This is a genomic window from Pseudomonas sp. Sample_16 (assembly GCF_004307665.1).
Classification (GTDB): Bacteria; Pseudomonadota; Gammaproteobacteria; order Pseudomonadales; family Pseudomonadaceae; genus Aquipseudomonas.
The window spans coordinates 1-24,039 of record NZ_RCOB01000148.1; the positions used below are offsets into that span (position 1 = coordinate 1).

The 24,039-nt window shown below is 58.1% G+C and carries 20 protein-coding genes and 1 pseudogene; 8 read left to right on the plus strand and 13 right to left on the minus strand.

All coding sequences use genetic code 11. The features are described from left to right. From D8U69_RS19750 to fdhA, 4 genes are all read left to right on the plus strand, one after another. Positions 1-1,280, plus strand: a 1,280-nt coding sequence (locus tag D8U69_RS19750; protein ID WP_277751168.1) for a glycine cleavage T C-terminal barrel domain-containing protein, incomplete at its 5' end; no start/stop codon positions are given. A gap of 169 nt (positions 1,281-1,449) precedes the next feature. Next, positions 1,450-2,082: a sarcosine oxidase subunit gamma family protein gene (gene soxG / locus D8U69_RS19755; RefSeq protein ID WP_130907954.1), complete on the plus strand. Its 633-nt coding sequence runs from the start codon at positions 1,450-1,452 to the stop codon at positions 2,080-2,082. A 194-nt stretch (positions 2,083-2,276) separates the two neighbouring features. Next, positions 2,277-3,134: a formyltetrahydrofolate deformylase gene (purU, locus tag D8U69_RS19760; RefSeq protein ID WP_056853879.1), complete on the plus strand. Its 858-nt coding sequence runs from the start codon at positions 2,277-2,279 to the stop codon at positions 3,132-3,134. Positions 3,135-3,340: 206 nt separating this feature from the next. Continuing rightward, a complete protein-coding gene (fdhA, locus tag D8U69_RS19765) occupies positions 3,341-4,540 on the plus strand; it encodes a formaldehyde dehydrogenase, glutathione-independent (RefSeq protein WP_007981376.1) in 1,200 nt (399 codons plus the stop codon). 556 nt (positions 4,541-5,096) lie between these two features. Here fdhA and D8U69_RS29810 read toward each other — a convergent pair. Then, positions 5,097-5,616: pseudogene (locus D8U69_RS29810) on the minus strand (RHS repeat-associated core domain-containing protein); the annotation flags it as partial. A 214-nt stretch (positions 5,617-5,830) separates the two neighbouring features. Here D8U69_RS29810 and D8U69_RS19775 point away from each other — a divergent pair. Then, a complete protein-coding gene (locus D8U69_RS19775; protein WP_130905995.1) occupies positions 5,831-6,385 on the plus strand; it encodes a DUF2780 domain-containing protein in 555 nt (184 codons plus the stop codon). A gap of 1 nt (position 6,386) precedes the next feature. Here D8U69_RS19775 and D8U69_RS19780 read toward each other — a convergent pair whose 3' ends face one another. Continuing rightward, on the minus strand, positions 6,387-7,274 hold the full coding sequence (locus D8U69_RS19780; RefSeq protein WP_056853875.1) for an acyltransferase: 888 nt from the start codon (positions 7,272-7,274) through the stop codon (positions 6,387-6,389). Positions 7,275-7,439: 165 nt separating this feature from the next. Here D8U69_RS19780 and D8U69_RS19785 point away from each other — a divergent pair, with 165 nt between their 5' ends. Then, on the plus strand, positions 7,440-7,943 hold the full coding sequence (locus D8U69_RS19785; protein WP_153188977.1) for an ATP-dependent zinc protease: 504 nt from the start codon (positions 7,440-7,442) through the stop codon (positions 7,941-7,943). 240 nt (positions 7,944-8,183) lie between these two features. Here the strand turns inward: D8U69_RS19785 and D8U69_RS19790 are convergent, their stop codons facing one another. The 10 genes from D8U69_RS19790 to D8U69_RS19835 all read right to left on the minus strand — a co-directional run bounded on the left by D8U69_RS19790 (position 8,184) and on the right by D8U69_RS19835 (position 19,906). Next, positions 8,184-9,206: an RHS repeat-associated core domain-containing protein gene (locus D8U69_RS19790; protein WP_130907955.1), complete on the minus strand. Its 1,023-nt coding sequence runs from the start codon at positions 9,204-9,206 to the stop codon at positions 8,184-8,186. Between the two features lie 354 nt (positions 9,207-9,560). Further along, positions 9,561-10,592 (minus strand): RHS repeat-associated core domain-containing protein, encoded by a 1,032-nt coding sequence (locus D8U69_RS19795; RefSeq protein ID WP_130907956.1) that lies wholly within the window; start codon positions 10,590-10,592, stop codon positions 9,561-9,563. Between the two features lie 100 nt (positions 10,593-10,692). Continuing rightward, the gene (locus D8U69_RS19800) at positions 10,693-11,322 is read right to left on the minus strand and encodes a glutathione S-transferase (RefSeq protein WP_056854369.1); all 630 of its coding nucleotides are present in this window, start codon (positions 11,320-11,322) and stop codon (positions 10,693-10,695) included. A 146-nt stretch (positions 11,323-11,468) separates the two neighbouring features. Further along, on the minus strand, positions 11,469-11,648 hold the full coding sequence (locus D8U69_RS19805) for a hypothetical protein (protein WP_056853874.1): 180 nt from the start codon (positions 11,646-11,648) through the stop codon (positions 11,469-11,471). Then, positions 11,645-12,775 (minus strand): PepSY-associated TM helix domain-containing protein, encoded by a 1,131-nt coding sequence (locus tag D8U69_RS19810; RefSeq protein WP_130907957.1) that lies wholly within the window; start codon positions 12,773-12,775, stop codon positions 11,645-11,647. Before D8U69_RS19810 ends, D8U69_RS19805 begins: the two co-directional genes overlap by 4 nt. A 72-nt stretch (positions 12,776-12,847) precedes the next feature. Then, positions 12,848-15,280 carry a TonB-dependent siderophore receptor gene (locus tag D8U69_RS19815; protein ID WP_130907958.1) on the minus strand — a complete coding sequence of 811 codons (2,433 nt, stop codon included), beginning with the start codon at positions 15,278-15,280 and terminating at the stop codon, positions 12,848-12,850. A 233-nt stretch (positions 15,281-15,513) separates the two neighbouring features. Then, positions 15,514-16,488 (minus strand): FecR family protein, encoded by a 975-nt coding sequence (locus D8U69_RS19820; protein WP_056853872.1) that lies wholly within the window; start codon positions 16,486-16,488, stop codon positions 15,514-15,516. Next, a complete protein-coding gene (locus D8U69_RS19825) occupies positions 16,485-17,003 on the minus strand; it encodes an RNA polymerase sigma factor (protein WP_056853871.1) in 519 nt (172 codons plus the stop codon). The genes D8U69_RS19820 and D8U69_RS19825 overlap by 4 nt, the downstream gene beginning before the upstream one ends. A 244-nt stretch (positions 17,004-17,247) precedes the next feature. Further along, entirely contained in the window at positions 17,248-17,955 is a 708-nt protein-coding gene (locus D8U69_RS19830) for a 3'-5' exonuclease (protein WP_056853870.1), read from the minus strand. Between the two features lie 10 nt (positions 17,956-17,965). Further along, positions 17,966-19,906: a putative nucleotidyltransferase substrate binding domain-containing protein gene (locus D8U69_RS19835; protein ID WP_177434586.1), complete on the minus strand. Its 1,941-nt coding sequence runs from the start codon at positions 19,904-19,906 to the stop codon at positions 17,966-17,968. Positions 19,907-20,160: 254 nt separating this feature from the next. Between D8U69_RS19835 and D8U69_RS19840 the strand changes: the two genes are divergently transcribed. Beyond that, positions 20,161-20,607 (plus strand): response regulator, encoded by a 447-nt coding sequence (locus tag D8U69_RS19840; RefSeq protein ID WP_056853869.1) that lies wholly within the window; start codon positions 20,161-20,163, stop codon positions 20,605-20,607. A 160-nt stretch (positions 20,608-20,767) separates the two neighbouring features. Here D8U69_RS19840 and D8U69_RS19845 read toward each other — a convergent pair whose 3' ends face one another. Next, positions 20,768-22,945, minus strand: a complete 2,178-nt coding sequence (locus tag D8U69_RS19845) for a malate synthase G (RefSeq protein WP_056853581.1) — start codon at positions 22,943-22,945, stop codon at positions 20,768-20,770. Between the two features lie 567 nt (positions 22,946-23,512). Between D8U69_RS19845 and D8U69_RS19855 the strand changes: the two genes are divergently transcribed. Then, positions 23,513-24,031, plus strand: a complete 519-nt coding sequence (locus tag D8U69_RS19855; protein WP_056853580.1) for a glycine cleavage system protein R — start codon at positions 23,513-23,515, stop codon at positions 24,029-24,031. The last annotated feature ends 8 nt before the right edge of the window (positions 24,032-24,039 follow it).

The window sequence follows — 24,039 nt, forward strand, 5'->3', positions numbered from 1 at the left end:
ACGTGACCATCCCGCAGATGGGCACCACCATGTTCCGTCCGAACTACACGCCGGTAACGTTCGGCGCCGTGGCCGGCCGTCACTGTGGGCACATCTTCGAGCCGGTGCGTTTCACTGCACTGCATCACTGGCACCTGAAAAACGGTGCCGAGTTCGAAGACGTCGGTCAGTGGAAACGCCCTTGGTACTTCCCGAAATCCGGCGAAGACATGCACGCCGCAGTCAAACGTGAATGCAAAGCCGTGCGCGACAGCGTTGGCCTGCTGGACGCTTCGACCCTGGGCAAAATCGACATTCAAGGCCCGGATGCACGTGAGTTCCTCAACCGCATCTACACCAACGCCTGGACCAAGCTCGACGTGGGCAAGGCTCGCTACGGCCTGATGTGCAAAGAAGACGGCATGGTGTTCGACGATGGCGTGACGGCATGCCTGGCCGACAACCATTTCGTGATGACCACCACCACCGGCGGCGCTGCACGCGTGCTGCAATGGCTGGAAATCTACCAGCAGACCGAATGGCCGGACCTGAAGGTGTACTTCACTTCCGTGACCGATCACTGGGCGACCATGACGTTGTCCGGGCCGAACAGTCGCAAGCTGCTCAGCGAAGTCACTGACATCGATTTGAGCAACGACGCGTTCCCGTTCATGACCTGGAAAGAAGGTCTGGTCGGTGGCGTGCCGGCGCGGGTGTTCCGGATTTCGTTTACCGGTGAGCTGTCGTACGAAGTCAACGTGCAAGCCGACTATGCGATGGGTGTACTGGAAAAAATCGTCGACGCCGGCAAGAAGTACAACCTGACGCCGTACGGCACCGAAACCATGCACGTGCTGCGGGCCGAGAAGGGCTTCATCATCGTCGGTCAGGACACCGACGGCTCGATGACGCCGGACGACTTGAACATGGGCTGGTGTGTCGGTCGCACCAAACCGTTCTCGTGGATCGGCTGGCGCGGGATGAATCGTGAAGACTGTGTGCGTGATCAGCGCAAACAACTGGTTGGCCTCAAGCCGATCGATCCGAACAAATGGCTGCCGGAAGGTGCGCAACTGGTGTTCAACACCAAGCAGGCGATCCCGATGACCATGGTCGGCCACGTGACCTCCAGCTACGCGCACAACTCCCTTGGCTATTCGTTTGCCATGGGCGTGGTCAAGGGCGGCCTGAACCGCATGGGTGAGCGTGTGTTTGCGCCGCTGGCGGACGGCAGCGTGATCGAGGCGGAAATCGTTTCTTCGGTGTTCTTCGATCCGAAAGGCGAACGCCAGAACGTGTAACACCACAGTCGATCGTTCCCACGCTCTGCGTGGGAATGCATCCCGGGACGCTCCGCGTCCCTGAAAAGAGGCGCTCCGCGTCCAAAGAGCGGACGCAGAGCGTCCATGGCGGCATTCCCACGCAGAGCGTGGGAACGATCAACATGCAAGAATTCAGGAAAGGTGCTTTATGACCGCAGCCAATGTTTACCAACAACGCCCAACCACTGGGGCCAAGGCCGAGTCGTCGCTGCATCACGCCGACCTCGCCAGCCTGGTGGGCAAAGGTCGCAAGAATGCCGGCGTGACCGTGCGTGAGAAAAAACTTCTCGGCCACCTGACTATCCGTGGCGATGGCCACGATGCCGCGTTCGCCGCTGGCGTGCACAAAGCGCTGGGCATCGAATTGCCGGGCGCGCTGACCGTCATCGTCAAAGGCGAAACCAGCCTGCAATGGATGGGGCCGGATGAGTGGCTGCTGATCGTGCCGACCGGCGAAGAGTTCGCCGCCGAGCAAAAACTGCGCGAAGCACTGGGCGACCTGCACATCCAGATCGTCAATGTCAGCGGTGGCCAGCAGATCCTCGAACTGAGCGGCCCGAACGTGCGCCAGGTTTTGATGAAATCCACCAGCTACGACGTGCACCCGAACAACTTCCCGGTGGGCAAGGCTGTCGGCACGGTGTTCGCCAAGTCGCAACTGGTGATCCGCCATACCGGCGAAGACACCTGGGAACTGCTGATCCGTCGCAGCTTCTCGGATTACTGGTGGTTGTGGTTGCAGGATGCTTCTGCCGAGTATGGCCTGAGCGTTCAGGCCTGACGCCGCGATCACGACTGCTTTTGTGGCGAGGGAGCTTGCTCCCGCTGCGAAGCAGTCGTGAATCCTGAGCCCGCGTTCCTGCTGAAGGATCGCGGTAGCTGATTTCGGGGTCGCTGCGCGACCCAGCGGGAGCAAGCTCCCTCGCCACAGGGTTCGCTCTGTTTACTGGTTTTTGTAGCAGGAGTCACCGCACTATGAGCCGCGCCCCAGATACATGGATTTTGACCGCCGACTGCCCCAGCGTGCTCGGCACGGTGGACGCGGTGACTCGCTTTCTGTTCGAGCAGGGCTGTTACGTCACCGAACACCATTCCTTCGATGATCGGCTCTCGGGCCGTTTCTTCATTCGCGTGGAATTCCGTCAGCCGGACGGCTTCGACGAACAGTCGTTCCGCGCCGGTTTGCAGGAGCGCGGTGAATCCTTTGGCATGACCTTTGAACTGACGCCGCCGCATTATCGGCCGAAAGTGGTGATCATGGTTTCCAAGGCCGATCACTGCCTTAACGATTTGCTCTACCGCCAGCGCATTGGCCAATTGTCGATGGACGTTGCCGCCGTGATCTCCAACCACCCGGACCTGAAACCGCTGGCCGACTGGCACCAGATTCCCTACTACCACTTCCCGCTCGACCCGAACGACAAACCGTCGCAAGAGCGTCAGGTGTGGCAGGTAATCGAAGAGTCCGGTGCGGAACTGGTGATTCTTGCGCGCTACATGCAGGTGCTGTCGCCGGAGCTGTGCCGCAAACTCGACGGCAAGGCGATCAATATTCACCACTCCCTGCTGCCGGGGTTCAAGGGCGCCAAGCCTTATCACCAGGCCTACAACAAGGGCGTGAAACTGGTCGGCGCCACGGCGCATTACATCAACAACGACCTGGACGAAGGACCGATCATTGCCCAGGGCGTGGAGGTGGTGGATCACAGTCATTACCCCGAAGACTTGATCGCCAAGGGGCGCGATATCGAAGGGCTGACCCTGGCGCGGGCCGTGGGTTATCACATTGAACGGCGGGTGTTTTTGAACGCGAACAGAACGGTCGTTCTTTAGATCGCTATCGCTGGCAAGCCAGCTCCCACAGGGTTTTGTGTCGCTCACAAATCTTGTGGCCGCCCCGGTCCACTGTGGCAGCTGGCTTGCCAGCGATGAGGCCATAACAGACAACACAAGACACACAGGCAACAACCCGAGCAATCAACGCGCCGCCGCTCCATGGCGACGCGACCGCTACATAAAAACAACAGCGAGGTGAAAGCATGTCTGGCAATCGTGGTGTGGTGTATCTCGGCGCTGGCAAGGTCGAAGTACAGAAAATCGACTATCCGAAAATGCAGGACCCGCGCGGCAGGAAGATTGAACATGCCGTCATCCTGCGCGTGGTTTCCACCAATATCTGTGGTTCCGACCAGCACATGGTGCGCGGCCGTACCACCGCACAAACCGGCCTGGTGCTGGGCCATGAGATCACCGGTGAAGTGATCGAGAAGGGCAGCGACGTCGAGAACCTGCAGATCGGCGACCTGGTTTCGGTACCGTTCAACGTGGCTTGCGGGCGCTGCCGTTCCTGCAAGGAAATGCACACCGGCGTGTGCCTGAGCGTCAATCCGGCACGTCCCGGTGGTGCCTACGGTTACGTCGACATGGGCGACTGGACCGGTGGCCAGGCTGAATACGCCATGGTGCCGTACGCCGACTTCAACCTGCTGAAACTGCCGGACCGCGACCGGGCCATGGAAAAAATCCGTGACCTGACCTGCCTCTCCGACATCCTGCCAACCGGTTACCACGGCGCAGTGACTGCTGGCGTTGGCCCGGGCAGCACCGTGTACATCGCTGGCGCAGGCCCGGTCGGCCTGGCCGCTGCCGCTTCGGCGCGCCTGCTGGGCGCGGCGGTGGTGATCGTCGGTGACGTCAACACCATCCGTCTGGCCCACGCCAAGGCCCAGGGTTTTGAAATCGCCGACCTGTCCCTCGACACCCCGCTGCACGAGCAAATCGCTGCGCTGCTGGGCGAACCGGAAGTGGATTGCGCCATCGACGCCGTCGGCTTCGAAGCCCGCGGCCACGGCCACGACGGCGTGAAACACGAAGCCCCGGCCACCGTACTCAACTCGCTGATGGGCGTGGTACGCGTAGCCGGCAAGATCGGTATTCCTGGCCTCTACGTGACTGAAGATCCGGGTGCCGTCGACGCCGCCGCGAAAATGGGCAGCTTGAGCATCCGCTTCGGCCTCGGCTGGGCCAAATCCCACAGCTTCCACACCGGTCAGACCCCGGTGATGAAGTACAACCGCCAACTGATGCAGGCCATCATGTGGGACCGCATCAACATTGCCGAAGTGGTGGGCGTGCAGGTAATCAGCCTGGATCAGGCACCGCAAGGCTATGGCGAGTTCGATGCGGGCGTGCCGAAGAAGTTTGTGATTGATCCGCATAAGATGTTTAGTGCGGCGTAAAATTTTTGAAGTGTGCGGAGGGCGACGTGATGTCGCCCTTTTTTATTTTATTGTTAGCTCAGTTGTCTCTTATTGATGCTCCCTGTTGTTTGGCCGATTCAGATAGTATTTTTTCCAGTTTTTTGTTGAGCTTTTCTTTTTGCTTCGTAAGGGAGTTTATTTCTTTATTTAAGCTTTTCTTTTGTTTTGCGGTTAAAGGGCGAGGGCTGATTTTATCGTTTTTATGTTTGAACCAAAGACCTTGTTCTTGTAAGTTGTTTTTTTGTTTCCATGCGTAGTAGTTTGCTGGCTGATCATACGCTGCCGAAATTTTAAGACCGACGTTTGTGATTCTTTCCCTGTATTGGGAGGCTTTGTCCGGATTTTTAAGTATGTCGAAATCTGACTTTATTCTGTCTGTGATATCGGCATCTGGAGAAGTTGTCCGGTTAGTGGAGGCTATGGGCGCGCTCAAACTGTCCCTTGATGTGCTTAAGCTTTGTGAAGACGTTCCAAGTAGCCTTTGGTCTTCACTTCGACTTGCCGCATTAGTATTTTTCCGGAGAATACTTCTACGAGGCATATGTCCAGTATCATCCCTTTCATTCACTGGATCCCCCAAACAATACCCATACGCATTCAACCCACCCTCCCCAAACGGACTCCAACTTTCCGGGCTGTTAAAACGCATCAACACCGGGTTAAACACCCGATAACCATTGCCCAGCAAATACCACCCCGTCACCGGATCCGGACGTTCGCCGTTGAAGCCGAGCAGGCTGAGCAAACCGTTCTCTTCCGGGCGATGACCATAGGGCGAGTACGCGAGAGGATTGAGACGAGCCGCGTCGAGTACGTTCAACACTGAGCGCTGTTCATCGGTGGCAAGCAATTGCGTGAGCCCACCACATTGCTGAGCCAGTACTTGATCGTCGTGCTGCATGATCGACCGTTGCAGCGTGCCTTGAATCTCGGTAGTCAAGCGATCTTTCTGGTAGAAACGCCGAGTCGTGGCTTGTACCGTCGGCGTGCAATCAACCAGTCGATCCAAGGTCGTAGTGGTAGCGGCAGAGCAGCGTCTCGCATTTGGGCAGCATGGGTGGGCTTACTGAATGAAGGTGCGATCCAGGATTTCACTGTGAAGTAACTGTTCAGGGCTGCCTACTAGCGGTTCTGATAGTGCCGTAGGTGTTTGTGACGAGCGGGCAGGAAATGCATGCCAGCCTTCGGAACATGCCCTCGCTTACCCGGTCAAACCGGCAACTTTGCGCTCGTTAACGGGCGTTATTTGTGACACACGAGGATGCCCGGATGAAGATTTCACGCGGTTTAGCATTGGCTTCGCTGTTGACCCTGGTCGCCAGCCCAGTCTTCGCACAGTTCAGCCTGGGCGATGCGGCCAGTGCGATTGCGGGCATGCAGGACGACAACGCAGCCGTCGAGGCCGCGCCGACGGCTGAAACAGCCGACCTGCTGGGTGCGCTCAGCCAATTGAATGTGACACCGGAGCAAGCCATCGGTGGCGCCGGGGCCATGCTGGGGCTGGCGAAGAATCAGTTGAGTTCAACCGACTATTCGGCGTTGGCCAAAAGTGTCCCGGGCCTTGATCAACTGTCCGGCCTCGGTGAACTGAGTGCTCTCGCCGGTTTACTAGGATCAAGCGGCAAGGCCGCGGGCCTGGACAACGCCCTGGGCAACATCAAGGACACCACCGACCTGAACAACGCCTTCAGCGCGCTGGGCATGGACACCGGCATGATCGGCGTGTTTGCCCCGGTGATCCTGCAGTACTTCGGTCAGCAGGGTGTCGGTGGTTCGCTGTTGCAAAGCCTGGGCGGGATCTGGGGCGCCGGTACCAGCAGTTGATTCAATGGCTTTCGGCGCGCAAGGCGTCGATGCGTTGGTCCTTCTCGGTCCAGAGCTGGTTGACCCAGTTCTGGACCGTTTCACGAAACCGCGGATCGTTTTCGTAATCGCCCTGCCACAGCGTCGGCTCGAGTTCGCGAGTCTTGATGTCGATGATGACCCTGGGCACGTTGCCGCTGATCAAATCCCAGAACCCGGGAATCGTTTGCTGTGGGTAAACCACCGTCACGTCGAGAATCGCATCCAGTTGTTCGCCCATCGCTGCCAGCACAAATGCCACGCCACCGGCCTTGGGTTTAAGCAGGTGGGTGAACGGCGATTGCTGCTGCGCACGTTTTTCGGCGGTAAACCGGGTGCCTTCCAGGTAGTTGACCACCGTCACTGGCTGGCGCTTGAACAGCTCGCAGGCCTGTCGGGTGATTTCCAGATCCTTGCCGGCAAGCTCCGGGTGCTTCGTCAGGAAGGCCTTGGTGTAGCGCTTCATGAAAGGGTAATCCAGCGCCCACCAGGCCAGGCCCAGAAATGGCACCCAGATAAGCTCTTTCTTGAGGAAGAATTTGAAGAACGGCGTGCGTCGGTTCAGCGTCTGGATCAGCGCCGGGATATCGACCCAGGATTGATGGTTGCTGATCACCAGATAAGACGTGTCGCGCCGCAGATCGTCGCCACCGCGAATGTCCCATTGAGTGGGAATGCACACGCGAAAGATCAGCTTGTCGATTTCCGACCAGGTCTCGGCGATCCACATCACCGACCAGGAAGCGTAATCGCGCAGACGACCGGGCAACACCAGTTTGAGCAGGGCAAACACCATCAAAGGCCCAATCAGGACCAGAGTGTTGAGCAGTAATAGCAAGGCAACGAAACAGCCGGTGAGCAGGCGGCGCATAGGCAACTCTTGAAAGCATTTGGGCGCGCCATGATAAGCAGCTTCGGGCGGCAGGCCAAATCGGTGGTGACGAATGTTTCACCATGGAGCCGCTAACCTCGGGGGAACGATCAGGTTAACCACGGTCTAAAATTGCGCTGCTCACTTCTCATGGAAGCCCACTACGTGAAATCTCTCCTTGCCCTGCTTTCCCTCATCGCCCTGCCGGCTCTGGCCGCCGAGCCGACCCTGTACGGGCGCTACGAATACATCGCCTTGCCGGAAATCGGCGGTGAAGTGCTCAAGGCCAAAATGGACACCGGCGCCCTGACCGCATCGCTGTCGGCCAAAGACATCGAAACCTTCACCCGCGACGGCGAAGACTGGGTGCGTTTCCGCCTCGCCACCAAAGATGCGAGCAACAAAGTCTACGAACATAAAGTCGCACGAATCAGCAAAATCAAAACCCGTTCCGAAGAGGACGAAGACGAAGACGTGGCTGCACCGACCAAGCGGCCGGTGGTTGACCTGGAGTTGTGCCTGGGTAACGTCAAACGCACGGTCGAGGTCAACCTGACTGACCGCAGCAGTTTTAATTACCCGTTGTTGATGGGTGCCAAAGCGTTGCGTGAGTTTGGGGCGGCGGTGAATCCGGCGAGACGGTTTACGGCGGACAAGCCGGATTGTTGATAAGAAGAGGGCTCAAGCACGGCAGAACTGCCAGGGTGTGATTTCGGCTGGTATCAAGCCTTCGGCGTTGTCGCATCATCAAAAGTCGCTGACTCACCTCGAAGTACCACGCGCCAGTTGTCAATTGGCTGTGCGCCAGTCCAGTCAGGATGGCGCACGTCTACGTAACTCTACGCATTCTGCTTAAGGAAAAAACTGTCCCGCTTCCTCGGCGTCTTGGTTCCCGTTTCCTTTCTAGAGTTATGAAAGTTTCCTTAATTCTGAATTGATTTCTGAAGGTTGGTTTATTTTAGATTCGGCGAAATAGTTTCTGTATTTTTGTAGTTTATAGGAATACATGACTTTTGAGTGTAAGTCACGTACAGCAATGTCTTTAGGAGTAGAGAGGGCATCGGTTCGAAATTCACCGCTCTCCTCATAAAAGCTTCTGACTACCTTGAACTTTTCGTTGGTGTCTGGTGTTTTCTGAGCGAAGCTTAATATTTGGTCTAATAATTTATTGTTGTCCGTTTCGACTGCTTTGGTGTATGTTTCGATTTCTTTAATGCTTTTTTTGTTCAGGTTCAACATGGTTTCTTCTTTGCCGACTTGATAGCCTAGCGTTTGCCCGTTGTAGCGCATCCCTTGTTTCTCATGCGTTATGTTGAAAACTACATCTTGATGTGTAGTCGGTGTTCTAAGTTTTTTTGGGATTCTGCCCAAAAAAGTATTTTTAAAACCTTTCCAAGCGCTCATGAATATATTTGAGTGCCCTGTGGGGTCTGCCCCAAGAACTGGCTCTCCATCGCAATATGCGTATGCATTGAGTCCTCCCCTCCCAAACGGACTCCAACTGTCCGGACTGTTAAACCGCATCAACACCGGATTGAACTGTCGATAGCCATTACCCAAATGATAATGCCCGGTCACCGAGTCTGGCCGTTCGCCGTTGAAACCGAGCAGGCTGAGCAAACCGTTTTCCGGCGGGCGATGGCCATAGGGTGAGTAGGCAATGGGATAAGGTCGGGTTGCATCGAGGGCGTTCAGCACTGAACGTTGCTGGTCGGTGGCGAGGAGGGTGGTGTCGATCTTGTCGGCGCGAACCTGGCGTTGAGCCAGCAACTGGTCGTCGTGCTGGAACAGGCTGGTCTGTACGCCGCCACCCACTTCGGTGGCCAAACGATTGTTGCAGTAAAAGCGCTGGATGTCGGTCTGAGTGCTCAAGCGATCAAGTGGGTCGTAGCGGTAGCGACTGAGGACGGTTTCGCGAGTTGTAGTAGGCATTGGCTGAGCTCCAGGCGAGGTCGGTAGCGTCGGCCTTTAGCTTCGGCGTTTTATCAATCTTTGCCTACTATCAGAACTGCTAGTGTTTCCTCGTCGCAGACTAAACCTTCGGCATCGTCGCAATCATCGAAGGCCGCTGACTCACCTCGAAATACCATGCGGCCAATTGCGGATTGGCCGTGCGCCAGTCCAGATCAGGATGGCGCACGTTGCCTAAAACATATTGCTATAGTAAATATGTCTGTTCCCGTTTCTACAAGGCATATTGCTACGGGCAAATATGTCTGCCCCGTTTCCCTTGACGATTTCCATTCAGGAAAGTAAAGCAGTCTTCGCTTTCGGTCTTTTTTATCGCTATCGAAATGGAAATAACTCATCGTAGGTCGGTGGCAAACCATTCCCAGCGGAGCGAACACGATTGTGTTCTTGGGTTAGCACGTCTCTATAGTTAGGGGGGGCTCCGTGTGTTTCAATCTGATTGTTCAGTATTCTAACTCTTGATATATACGTGTCTCGTTTCTGTGGTCCTATCTCGACTAGGTGGCTAAGGTCGTCAAAAAAGTCGCGATTGGATTTTAGTGATGTTTCCGCGTTGAAGTGGTCGTAGCTTTGATCATAACTATTGAAGCTTGGGGAAGGTGAAGTGTCAGAGTGGATATTAATATTTTTATTTATATCGGTAAGTGCGGTTTTTTCGGCTTTTTGTATTACGATGCTTACTGGGTTTTCGCCTTTTTGTTTTGCTATTTTATTGATTGTTTTTTCCCCTCCCAAGCTTTTTTTTGCTTCTTTTAATGCGATTTTAGTGTAGGGGTGGGGTCCTGAGCCTTTACCTCTCGCTATGAGACCTGAAATGATTTTTACTATTTCATGTCCTGAAGGATCAACGCTCGAGATCGGCTCTCCAGCACAATACGCATACGCATTCAATCCACCTTTGCCAAACGGACTCCAACTGTCCGGACTGTTAAACCGCATCAACACCGGGTTGAACTGTCTGTACCCATTACCCAAATGATAATGCCCGGTCACCGGGTCTGGCCGTTCGCCGTTGAAACCGAGCAGGCTGAGCAAACCGTTTTCCGGTGGGCGATGGCCGTAGGGTGAGTAGGCAATGGGATGAGGTCGGGTTGCATCGAGGGCGTTCAGTACTGAACGTTGCTGATCGGTGGCGAGGAGGGTGGTGTCGATCTTGTCGGCGCGAACCTGGCGTTGAGCCAGCAACTGGTCGTCGTGCTGGAACAGGCTGGTCTGTACGCCGCCACCCACTTCGGTGGCCAAACGATTGTTGCAGTAAAAGCGCTGGATGTCGGTCTGAGTGCTCAAGCGATCAAGTGGGTCGTAGCGGTAGCGACTGAGGACGGTTTCGCGAGTTGTAGTAGGCATTGGCTGAGCTCCAGGCGAGGTCGGTAGCGTCGGCCTTTAGCTTCGGAGTTTTATCAGTCTTTGCCTACTATCAGAACTGCTAGTGTTTCCTCGTCGCAGGCTAAACCTTCGGCATCGTCGCAATCATCGAAGGCCGCTGGCTCACCTCGAAATACCACGCGGCCAATTGCGGATTGGCCGTGCGCCAGTCCAGATCAGGATGGCGCAAGTCCACGTAACCCAAGGCACATGCCACACTGATTGCCGCCACGTCGAAATGGCTGGTCAGCTCGGCAATCGCGTCTTTTTCCAGCAGCGCCAGAGCACGGCGGATTTTGTCGCGCTGGCCGTCGAGGTAGGCGGCCCAGTGTTTTTCAGCGGGGCGCAGGGCGACTTCGTAGCGCACCAGCACGGCGGCATCCATGATCCCGTCGGCCAGCGACGCGAGGGTCAGGCGCCGCCAGCGGGCGGAACCTTCGCGAGGGATCAGCGGGTTGCCGACGTGCTGGTGGTCGAGGTAGTCGAGGATCACCCGGCTGTCATGGATGACGTTGCCGTCGGCCAAACGCAGGGCGGGGATTTTGCTCAAAGGGTTGTCGTCGATCAGCGCCAGATCCGGGTCGACCGGGGTGAGCACGCAGTTTTGCAGGGCCACTCGATTCTGTTGGCCGGTTTCGTGCAGCAGCACCATGACTTTGCGAACGAAGGGCGAAAGCGGATTGTGGTACAGGGTCATGCTCGGGGCGGACATGGCAGCGTCTCGATCGGGGGCGGTGACGGGCAGCATAGCGTGTTGAGCACATAGCTCAAACGTCATGACTCGAGCCGGGCGGGAGCCGGCTTGCTCGCGATGGCGATCTCCCGGACGCCATCGCCGGCAAGCCGTGCTCCAACGTTTCAGCGGTGTTGCAGCAAGCCCCGCAGACCGAGGACGGCAGGAATGCCGAGCCCCAGCCAGCTCAGCGAATCCCAGACGCCATCCCCCAGCAACGCGGCAAACAATCCCGCCGCGCTGAAAAGCGCAATGACCGTGGGCGTGGCAAATACCTTCCAGAAACTCGACTGCCGAGGCCTCATGCCGCGCTCTCCGCTTTTTCCAGCACAGGGTTGGCAGCCTTGCGCCGCACCACCCACAGGTAAACCCCACTGCCGAGAACAATGATGGTCAGCACATCCAGGGTCGCCCAGAGAATTTGCATCGGCATGCCGCCGTAGTCACCGAAGTGCAACGGCTGCGACATGCCCATGGCGTCCATGTACCACGGACGTTCAGCCACAGCGGTGACTTGCAAAGTGCTGGCGTCGATCAGTACCGGCGTCAGCAAGTGCGAGGTCAAATGCGTGCTGCCCTTCATGAACACGGCGTAATGGTGCTCACTGGAGAACCGTGTGCCGGGAAAGGCGATGAAGTCGGGTTGCATGCCTGGTGCAACTTCCCTGGCGATATCGAGCAATTGAGTGGCCGGTGCCAGTTGCGTCAGCGGTGGCGCGTCGCGGTACGGCGCGACCATCGCACTCAGGCTGTCGTTGCGCCACGCGGCGATCAGCAGGTCGGCACAGGCGCTGATCACGCCGGTTACTCCGACCACCAGTGCCCAGGTCAGCGTCACCACGCCGATCAGGTTGTGCAGATCAAGCCAGCGCAGGCGGGAGGATTTGTCGTGGCGCACGGTGGCGAATTTCAAGCGACGCATGAACGGCAGGTACAGCACGGTGCCCGAAACGATCGCGACAACGAACAGCAACCCCATGAACGCCAGCAACAATTTGCCCGGCAGGCCGGCAAACATGTCCACGTGCAGGCGCAACATGACCATCATGAAGCCGCCATTGGCCGATGGCATCTCCAGCGCTTCGCCGGTACGGGCATCTAGCATGAAGGTATGGGATGAGTTCGGCTCGGTGCCGGCGGTGGCAGCCATGATCGCGATGGCGGCATTGGGCTCGTCATCCTCGAAACCGAAATATTGCATGACCTCGCCGGGGCGATGCTTCTCGGCCGCCTGTACCAACTGCTGCAAATTCAGGTGGGGGGTGTCCTCCGGCATGACCTGCAACTCTGGGGCATCGCCCAGCAGATGGTCGATCTCGTGATGGAAGATCAAGGGCAGGCCGGTCAATGCCAGCATCAGCAGGAACACGGTGCAAATCAGGCTGGACCAGGTGTGGATAAAGGACCAGCGGCGGATTGTTTTGCTTTTCATTTCTTGGCCTTTGAAAAAACCGAAGCCGCCCATTAAGGACGGCCTGGTCATAGGGCATGTCAGATCAACGCTTTACCACTTGTAGGTGGCAGTGGCGACGACGCTGCGCTGGTCGCCGTAGTAGCAGTAGAAACTGTCGCAAGTCGAGATGTAGTCCTTGTCGAACAGGTTGGTCGCGTTCAGCGCCAGCGAGGCGCCTTTCAAGCTGTTGTCCAGACGGCCGAGGTCGTAGTGAACAGCTGCGTCGAACACGGTGTAGGCATCGGCCTTGCCCAGTTCGGTGTTGGCCTGATCGCCGTAGGTGTTGCCGGTGTAGCGAACGCCACCGCCCACGCCGAAACCATCGAGCACGCCGTTGTGCCAGGTGTAATCGGCCCACAGCGAAGCCTGCTGGTTTGGCATCAGTTGCAGGCGATTGCCTTTGAAATCACCTTTTTGCACTTCGGATTTTGCCAGGGTGTACGCGGCGATGACCTTGAGGTTCTCCGTCACATCGGAAACGGCTTCCAGCTCCAGTCCCTTGACCTTTACTTCACCGGTCTGGCTGGTGATCGAAACGTTGTCCGAGTTGGTGGTGGTGACGGACACGTTCTTCTGGGTCAGGTCGTAGATCGCGGCACTGAGCAACGTATCGCTGCCTGGCGGCTGGTACTTGATGCCCAGTTCCCATTGCTCGCCTTCGGTCGGTTTGAACGAATCGGTGGGCGAGGCCGTGGCATTGCTGGTCGGCTGGAACGACTCGGCGTACGACAGATACGGAACAAAACCGTTGTCGAACACGTAGCTGATCGCTGCGTTGCCGCTGAAGTTGGTGTCGCGCTCAGTATTGGTGGCATCGCCCTTGTTGAAGAACTTGGTGCCGGTGTGAACCCAGTCTTCACGACCGCCCAGTGTCAGGCGCCATTGGTCGAGGGCCATCTGGTCCTGGACGTACAGGCCGGTCTGGTAGGTTTTCTGGTCGTAGTCGTAGAACGCGCTGGAGCGTGGCGGACGGACGATTTCCACGCCACGCACAGGGTTGTTCACGTTGGTTGGCGGTGCGCTGCCGAAAATCGAGGTGTAGTTGGTGTTGCTGCGCTGGTGATCGAAACCAATCAACACGGTGTGACTGACATCGCCGGTGGCGAAGTCGGCCTGGAAGTTGTTGTCCACGGCGAACTGGCTGATGTCCTCGTCGACGCTGGTGGTCGAGCGACCGACGTTGCCTTCATTGTCGACCTGAGTGAACGGGTACGCGCCGACGGTGATGCCCTGGAAAGACAAGTCAGATTTTGTGTAGCGCAGGTTCTGACGGAATTGCCAGACATCGTTGAGGCGATGTTCGAAGGCGTAGCCCAGCGCGTAGTAGGTGCGGTCGTAGTATTCCCAATCCGGGTCGCCCAGGTTCTTGTGGTGGGAAACATCGCCGAACGGCATGTTGATTTTGGTGCCCTGGATCGGCAGGAATTGGCTGGTGATGCCGGTATCGTCCCGGGTGAATTGCGTGAGCAGGGTGAACCGGGTGTCTTCGTCGATGTTCCAGGTCAGGCTTGGCGCAATGTTGTAGCGCTTGTTGTCGACGTGGTCGATTTGGGTTCCGCTGTCGCGCACTACGCCGCTCAGACCGTAGAGGAATTGCCCTTCATCGTCGATCTTGCCGGTGCTGGCAAAATTGATCTGGCGATGATTGTCGCTGCCGTATTGCAGCTGGACTTCGCTGCTCGACTCAGCACTGGGACGGCGACTGACCATATCGAGCAGGCCGCCCGGCGGCGTCTGACCATAGATCGACGAGGCTGGGCCGCGCAGCAGGGCTAGGCGGTCGAGGTTCCAGGTTTCCTGTTTCGGGTTGGCATACACGCCTTTTGGCAGCGGCAGGCCATCGAGGAACTGGGTCGGTTCGAAACCGCGCACTCGCAACCAGTCGGCGCGGGTGTCGCTGCCATAGCTGCTGGCGGTGATGCCTGGCATGTAGCGCACGGCGTCGTCGAGACTCTGTACGTTACGGTCGTCCATCTGCTCACGGGTTGCCACGGAAATCGAACGCGGCACCTCGACCAGTGCGGTGTCGGTCTTGGTGCCGGCAGCCGTGCGCTTGGCCAGATAACCCTGCACCGGCCCCCACGCGTTTTCAGGATCAGCTTCGACGCCGATCACGCTGGTGGCCGGCAGCGACATCACACCTTCAGGCACCGCCACCAGTGTGTAGCTGCCGGTGGCGCTTTGTTCCAATTGCAAACCCGTGCCCCGCAGTGCTTCACGCAAAGCGCCGGCAGCATCGAATTGGCCGGTGACCGGAGCCGACGTCTTGCCCGCCGCCAGCGATGGGCTCAGCGACAGGGCGAGGCCCGCCTGGCTGGCGATCTGGTTCAGGGTGTTGGCCAATGGCGCGGCCGGCAGGTTGTAGGCGCGAACGCTGGACGCTTGTTCAGCGGCGACCAGTTGACTGCTGGCCAAAGGGGTGCAAAGGGCGATGGCGACCGCCAGCAAACTGGGGCGCAACAAGGTGTCTAGCGAACGGGACATACAGCGGCTCCTGAAAGGGAATACTTCTCAATTGCCTAGGTGCCGAACGAAAATCAAAAAGTGATAGGGCTGGATGAAAATAATTTCGATTCAATAATCACTGTAAGTCTGACGGCCTCTTCGCGGGCAAGCCTCGCTCCTACAGTTTTGTATTGTTCCCACATTCAATAAACGACTCGACCTGGTAGGAGCGAGGCTTGCCCGCGAAGGCCGTATGCCAGAAACAGCACCTCTCAGGGTTTGGCATCGGCCTTGGCCGCCACCGTCACCCACCATTGCGTGTGCTGTTCAATCTGCACTGGCAACGTCGGTAACAGCGCGTTCAGGGCCAGGTCCGTGTCATGCAGCGGGAAGCTGCCGGTGATCCGCAGGTCCGCTACTTGCGGCGTCACGCCCAAATACCCGCGGCGATAACGGCCGAGTTCATGCACCAGGTCTTCCAATCGCGCGTTATCCACCACCAGCATGCCGCGGGTCCAGGCATCTGCGCCGAGGTTGAGTGCAGCCACCGATCCCAAGCCATCATTACGAATCAGTACTTGCTGGCCTTCGCGCAAAATCTGTTCGTCAGCGCTCGATTGCGGATGAACGGCCACCGCCGACTGCAAGACGCTCAGGCGCGTGCCTGCTTCTTCGCGCTTGACCAGAAACCGTGTGCCCAATGCGCGCATGCTGCCTTCGCGGGTTTCGACGATAAACGGGCGGGCATCACCATGGCCGGTCTCAACGAGGATTTCCCCTTCCTGGAGTACCACCCGGCGCTGCTTCTCATCGAAGCGCACGTCCACGGCACTGTGGGTGTTGAGGTTGATCAGCGTGCCGTCGGCCAGGCGAAGGGTGCGCTGTTCACCGGTCGCGGTGCGTTGGTCGGCCAACCAGTAACCGACCGGCAGATACCGCTCACCGGCAAACAATGCCAGACCGATCACCGCTACGACGCTGGCCAGACCGCTGCCGAGCTTGCGTACCCGTCGGCGAATACCTTCGCGCGATTGCAGCAAGGCAGTGCGGGCCGGGCCGCTGGCGACGCTGAAGCGTTGGTCGAGCATGCCCAATTGGCGCCATGCACGCGCATGTTCTTCGTGGGCGGCGTGCCATTTGCTGAACGCTTCGCGCTCCACCGGATTACCGGAATCCAGCGACAACTGCCAGGCAATGGCGGCATCGAGCACCTGCGCCGACACTGGCTTGGAACTGAGCGGGTTCATGTCGGCTCACCGTACAGCGCGATGTAACACTGACGCAGGCCCTGGGTCAGGTACTGGCGCACACGCGGTACCGACACGCCGAGGCGTTCGGCGATTTGCGCGTGGCTCAAGCCATCGAGACGATTGTAGAGAAACGCCGCCCGAGCCTTGCTCGACAGCTTGCCGAGCAGGCGATCGATGTTTTTCAGGTCTTCAAGGATCATTTGCTGTTCTTCCACCGACGGTTGCTCGGCTTCGGGGATCAGCATCAGTTCGGTGAGGTAGGCCTGTTCCAGCGCGGCGCGGCGGAAATAGTCGAACAGCAGGCCCTTGGCAATCGCCACCAGAAACGCCCGCGGTTCGCGCGGCTCTTTGAGTTCCTCACGGCCGAGCAAACGCACGAAGGTGTCCTGACTCAGGTCTTCGGCTCGTTGCGGGCAAGCGACGTTGCGACGAAGCCAGGCCAATAGCCAACCGCGATGGTCGCGATATAACGCACCGACGAGCTCACTTTGAGGGCTTGGGACTGACGACACGCCGCATCACCGTTTGGGAAGTGTTAACTAACGAGAATTGTTCGCGATTGTGGCAGAGGCGAGAAGGGTGCGCAATTGGCGCTGGTCGGGTGGGATAAATGCTTGTTCGCTGTAAGACCGCGGCTTCGTTCATCGCGGGCAAGCCTCGGTCCTATAGAGATGGTGTCGTTCGTCAACGTCCTGAACGAAACATTTCTGTAGGAGCGAGGCTTGCCCGCGAAGGCGCCAGAGCAGACCAAAAAATCTAGAAAGACGGGGTTTGCTGCCGTCGTTTCCACTGATTCAACCGCTGCTGCAAATTCAACGGACTGTGAATCTGTTGCTGTCGCGCACGGCTGAACAGGATCAACGCCAGTTCCGCCGTGGCCAGCGCATCGGCGCTGGCGTTGTGACGTTCGAACACTTCGAGTTTGAACCAGTCGATCCACTCGTCCAGCCCGGCCTCGCGAATGTGCGCCTGCGGGCAGACCAGCGGGGCGATATCCGCAACATCCATAAACAGGTGCTGCAACTTGTAACCCAGATGTTCTTTCAGTGCGCGGCCGAGCATGTGCTGGTCGAATGGCGCGTGGAAAGCCAGCACCGGACTGTCGCCGACAAACTCCATGAAATCGAGCAGTGCGTGGGCCGGATCGCTGCCGGCAGCAATCGCGCTGGGGCCGATCCCATGAATCAGCACGCTGGGGCCGAGTTTGACTTCGGCGCATTGCAGGGTGCGCTCGAACTGCTGGCTGAAGTCGATCGCGCCGTCTTCGATCACCACCGCACCGATGGACAGCACGCGGTCCTTGTTCAGGTTCAGTCCGGTGGTTTCCAGGTCGAGCACCACCCAGCGTTGTTCGCGCAGGCTGCACTCGCTCAATTCTTTCACCGCCGGCAAACGTTGCAGGCGTTGTTGCAATTCTCCGGACAGGCTCGGGCCGCCCGGGCGCAACCATGAAAACAGACTCATCGCTGATCGCTCATAATTGGTACCGCAAGGCCAGACTGCTTTGCAGGCGTTGCGCCTGACGCAAGGACTCACGCAGGATCCGCCGGTCCAGATGATTCAGACTGTCCGGATCGACGCGGTTGGAGTAAGGCAGGTTCTCCCGGGTCTGTAGCTGATGTTGCTGCATGCGGGTTTGCTGAATGAAGTGATAGGCCTCTTCGTACGCCGCGCCGTCCAGGGGCTCGATGATCTCTTTGTCCACCAGTTGGCGAAAACGCTCCAGGGTGTTGTTGGTTTCGATGCCATGGGCCAGGGCAAGCAGTCGCGCCCCGTCGACGAAGGGCGTCAGGCCCTGAATCTTCAAGTCCAGTGTGGCTTTCTCGCCATTCTTTCGGGCCAGTACAAACTCGCGGAAACGCCCTACAGGCGGGCGATTGCGCAGCGCGTTTTCGGCCAGCATGCGCTGGAACAAGCGGTTGTCGGCGACCTGGTCGAGAATCCCGCGGCGCAACTGCTCACAACCTTGCTCGTTGCCCCAGACCACACGCAGATCGAAATAGATACTCGAACCCAGCAGGTTTTCCGGCGTGGCCTCGCGGATGAACGCGGCGAAGCGACGCGCCCACTCGACACGGGACAAGCACAGCTCGGGGTTACCGGCCATGATGTTGCCCTTGCACAGGGTGAAGCCGCACAACGCCAGGCTTTGGTTGATCTGATGGGCGATGGGCAGCAACTTGCCGCGGATTTCGGCAGCATGGGCTGCGTCGCGGGCTTCGAACAGAATGCCGTTGTCCTGATCGGTGTGCAGCGTTTGCTCGCGACGGCCTTCGCTGCCGAAACACAACCAACTGAACGCGACGCCCGGATCACCTTTCTCGGCGAGGGTCAGTTCAATCACCCGGCACACGGTGTGATCGTTGAGCAGGGTGATGATGTGGGTGATCTGGGTCGAGGACGCACCGTGGGCCAGCATGCGCTCGACCAATTGGCCGATCTCGCCGCGCATGGCCACCAGATTTTCCACCCGCGGAGCGTTGCGGATGGTCCGCGCCAGGTGCACCAGGTCGACCCGCTGCAGTGAAAACAGATCGCGCTCGGACACCACGCCACACAGGCGTTGGTCCTTGACCAGGCAGACATGGGCGATATGCCGCTCGGTCATGGCGATCGCGGCGTCGAACGCGCTGTGGTCCGGTGTGAGGTAAAACGGCGAGGGTGTCATGTGGCGTTCGATGGCTTCGGCAAAATCACAGGCAGCATTGGCCACCACGTGCCGCAGGTCGCGCAGGGTGAAAATCCCCAGCGGCGCTTGCTGTTCATCAACCACCACAATGCTGCCCACCTGCTGCTCGTGCATCAGGGTCACGGCCTCGCGCAGGGGCGTCGCCGGACTGCACATGACCGGATGGCGCATGGCCAATTCACCCAAACGGGTATTGAGCGAATACTGCGTGCCAAGGGTTTCCACGGCTTTCTGCTGGACCTGCTGATTGACCTGATCCAGCAGGCTGCTCACGCCGCGTAGGGCAAAGTCACGGAATGTGCCGGAAATGGCGAAGAGCTTGATAAATGCGAGTTTGTTCAGCTGTAGGCAAAAGGTGTCTTCGGCTGCCAGATGTTCAGTGCGCGTCGCACGCTCTCCCAGCAATGCCGCCAGGGGAAAACACTCGCCGGTGGTGATCTCGAAAGTGGTTTCGGTACCGCCCTTGGCCGAATGGGGGCGCTCGCCTACGACCCGGCCCTGTTTGACGATATAGAAATGTTCAACCGGGCCCTCGGCAGGCTTGATGATGCTTTCGCCGGGGGCATAAAAACGCAGCTGACATTGTTCAACCAGGTACGCCAGGTGGGCGTGTTCCATCTGGTTGAAAGGCGGGAATCGCTGAAGAAATTGCAGAGTGCCCTGGATGTTCTGCAACACCGCGGTTTTCCCTGCCTGTGTGAAGGCGTCCGCTTTACTCATAACCATTACCGCAGTCTTTTTTGGAGTTGTTGTTGTCGGATGACTCACCCATGGTCGACCCCTGCGAGCGGGGTGCCCATTGGACGTAAGTCTAGGTAGGACGTAAACGTGAGGCAGCGTCTGAAAAACCCTACCTAAATGTGAGAAAAACCTTACCTAACCCCTATTGGAAAATATTCCGACGAAGTGCACATTGAAGGTCTGCTTAGCGATGTCTCACCACTGTGCTAGGGAAATGAATTGAACATGTAGAGAACGCCATGTCCGACCACGATATTTTGAGTGACGCCGAGCGTGAAGCGCTGAGTGCAGTCATGCAGGAACCTGACTTGCCGCCGCAACGGGTGTTGATCGTCGATGACGATAAAGATGCCCGGGAGCTGCTGTCAGAGATCCTCGGGTTGGACGGGATTCGTTGCCTGACCGCGGCGAGCGGCGAAACAGCATTGAAAATGCTGGAAGAGAAACCCGCGATTGGTTTGATCATCACCGATTTGCGGATGGGCAATGTCGATGGCCTCGATCTGATCCGCCAGGTCCGTGAATCGGTACGGGCGGCGATGCCGATCATCATTGTGTCCGGTGATGCCGACGTGAAAGACGCCATCGCCGCCATGCATTTGAGCGTGGTGGATTTTTTGCTCAAGCCCATCGATACCGGCAAATTGCTGGGGCTGGTCAAGCATGAGTTGGGGATGGAGCCCTGACCGATGATGGGTTTGGCTTGTTCGATCGTCTTCGCGGGCAAGCCGCGCTTCGTGCAAGACCTGTAGGAGCGAGGCTTGTCCGTGAAGGCAGCGCCCGTGATGCCCAAAAAAAAGCCCTGATCGAGAGATCAGGGCTTTTCTTGTCCGGCGTAAACGTTCGTTACAGGCCGTTGGCAGCCTTGAACTCGCGACGACGACGGTGCAGGACCGGCTCGGTGTAGCCGTTCGGCTGCCTGGTGCCTTCGATCACCAACTCGACCGCCGCCTGGAAGGCGATGTTGCTGTCGAAGTCTGGTGCCAATGGACGGTACAGCGCATCACCAGCGTTCTGACGGTCAACCACCGGCGCCATGCGCTTGAGGCTTTCCATCACTTGCTCTTCGGTGACGATGCCGTGACGCAGCCAGTTGGCGATGTGCTGGCTCGAAATACGCAGCGTGGCACGGTCTTCCATCAGGCCGACATCGTTGATGTCCGGCACTTTCGAACAGCCAACGCCCTGGTCGATCCAGCGCACGACGTAACCGAGAATGCCCTGGCTGTTGTTGTCCAGTTCGTTCTTGATTTGCTCGGCGGTCCACTGCGGATTCACTGCCAGCGGGATGGTCAGAATGTCGTCCACCGACGCGTGAGCACGCTTGGCCAGTTCGGCCTGACGGGCGAACACGTCAACCTTGTGGTAGTGCAGCGCGTGCAGGGCAGCGGCAGTTGGCGACGGGACCCAGGCCGTGTTGGCGCCGGCCAGTGGGTGAGCGATTTTCTGTTCGAGCATCGCTGCCATCAGGTCAGGCATTGCCCACATGCCTTTACCGATCTGTGCGCGACCCTGCAGGCCGGTGCTCAAACCGATATCGACGTTGGAGTTCTCGTAGGCACCGATCCATTTTTCCGCCTTCATGTCGGCCTTGCGCACCATCGGGCCGGCTTCCATGGAGGTGTGGATTTCGTCGCCCGTGCGGTCGAGGAAACCGGTGTTGATGAACACCACGCGCTCGCTGGCAGCCTTGATGCAAGCCTTGAGGTTGACCGTGGTACGGCGTTCCTCGTCCATGATCCCGACCTTGAGGGTATTGCGCGCCAGGCCCAGCACGTCTTCGATGCGGCCGAACAGTTCGTTGGTGAACGCCGCTTCTTCAGGGCCGTGCATCTTCGGCTTCACAATGTAGATGGAGCCGGTGCGGGTGTTCTTGCGCGTGGTGTTGCCGTTCAGGTTGTGCATCGCTGCCAGGCAGGTCACCAGGCCATCGAGAATACCTTCCGGCACTTCATTGCCATCTTTGTCGAGGATCGCATCGATGGTCATCAGGTGACCCACGTTGCGCACGAACAACAACGAGCGACCGTGCAGGTTCACCGCGTTACCGTCGACACCGGTGTAGGTGCGGTCGGGGTTCATGGTGCGGGTAAACGTCTTGCCACCCTTGGCGACTTCTTCCGACAGGTCGCCTTTCATCAAGCCGAGCCAGTTGCGGTAGATCACCACTTTGTCATCGGCATCAACGGCGGCAACCGAGTCTTCGCAGTCCATGATGGTGGTCAGCGCGGCTTCCATCAGGATGTCTTTGACGCCGGCGGCATCGGTCTGGCCAACCGGAGTGCTGGCGTCGACCTGGATTTCGAAATGCAGGCCGTTGTTTTTCAGCAGGATCGCGGTCGGTGCCGAAGCATCGCCCTGGAAACCGATCAGTTGCGCATCGTTGCGCAGGCCACTGTTGCTGCCGCCCTTGAGCGCGACGACCAGTTTGCCGTCGACGATTTTATAGGCGGTGGAATCGACGTGGGAACCGGCTGCCAGTGGCGCCGCTTCGTCGAGGAAGGCGCGGGCGAAGGCGATGACCTTGTCGCCACGAACCTTGTTGTAGCCTTTGCCTTTTTCCGCACCGTCAGCTTCGCTGATGGCGTCGGTGCCGTAGAGCGCGTCGTACAGCGAACCCCAGCGGGCGTTCGAAGCATTGAGAGCGAAGCGGGCGTTCATCACCGGGACCACGAGTTGTGGACCGGCCATGCGGGCGATTTCTTCATCGACGTTTTGCGTCGTTGCCTGGAAATCGGCCGCTTCTGGCAGCAGATAACCGATGTCTTGCAGGAAGGCTTTGTAGGCCACGGCGTCGTGCGCCTGACCGGCGCGTTCCTGGTGCCAGGCGTCGATACGCGCCTGGAAATCATCGCGTTTGGCGAGTAGGGCTTTGTTCTTCGGTGCCAGGTCATGAATGACCTTGTCTGCACCGGCCCAGAACTTATCGGCGGTGAGGCCGGTACCGGGAATGGCTTCGTTGTTCACGAAGTCGAACAGGACTTTGGCGACCTGCAGGCCACCGACTTGAACGTGTTCAGTCATTGCTTGCCTCACTCTGCTCAGCTATTTCGCTTTTCAGCTCTTCAATTTAACAATGAAGCCTCTGGCCATTTAAACCACAAACCCTGCGACCAGTACATGCCATTTCTGACGGCTGGGTGGTGACCGATCAACGGCTTGAGGGCCTTGCTGACGGGGCTTTCAGGGATGTGGCTGCGGCTGTGGCAGACATCGATCCAACGTTATGTAGTGCGCGCTGCGGCATACTACATGATCAATTGCGCTTGTGAAAATTAGACTAATTACGTCGTTCTGCGACCCCATGACGCATTGCAGTCACGTCGGGGATCGGGATGTTCTCAAAAAACCATGAGATTGTTCCAGTTAAATATAAAAAGTTGTACACATAATCTTTGGTTTGCGGCTATGGAGCTATGTTTCCCGTGGCGAGGGAGCTTGCTCCCGCTGGCTTGCGAAGCAAGCCCAAACGTATTTACGACTGCTTCGCAGTCGAGCGGGAGCAAGCTCCCTCGCCACAGCCAAGCCGATTCCAGCCCCTTGCCTATACTTGGTTTTCTATAACAAGAGTCATGACCAGAGGGCTGCGCCATGGACCACCTCGTACTCACCGTTTTTGCACCGGACAAGCCAGGGCAGGTCGAGCGCATTGCCCAATGCATTGCCGAGCAGGGCGGCAACTGGCTGGAAAGCCGCATGTCGCGCATGGCCGGGCAATTCGCCGGGATTCTTCGGGTGGGCGTGCCGGCAGAAGCCTACGACGCATTAGTCGATGCCCTACAGGCATTGTCCGCTCAGGGCATTCGCGTGTTGATCGCCGAAAGCGGCATCGAACAGTCCTGCACCTGGAAGCCGATTGCCATGGAATTGGTGGGCAATGATCGCCCCGGTATCGTGCGAGACATCACCCGGTTGTTGAGCGAGCAGGGGGTGAACCTGGAAAGGTTGGTGACGGAAGTGCGTCCAGCGCCGATGAGCAGCGAGCCGTTGTTCCACGCCGAGGCGATTCTGGCGGTGCCATTGACCCTTTCTCTGGACGTGCTGCAATCACGCCTGGAAACCCTGGCGGATGATCTGATGGTGGAACTGGTGCTGCGCAGTGAACCGTGACCCGGTTA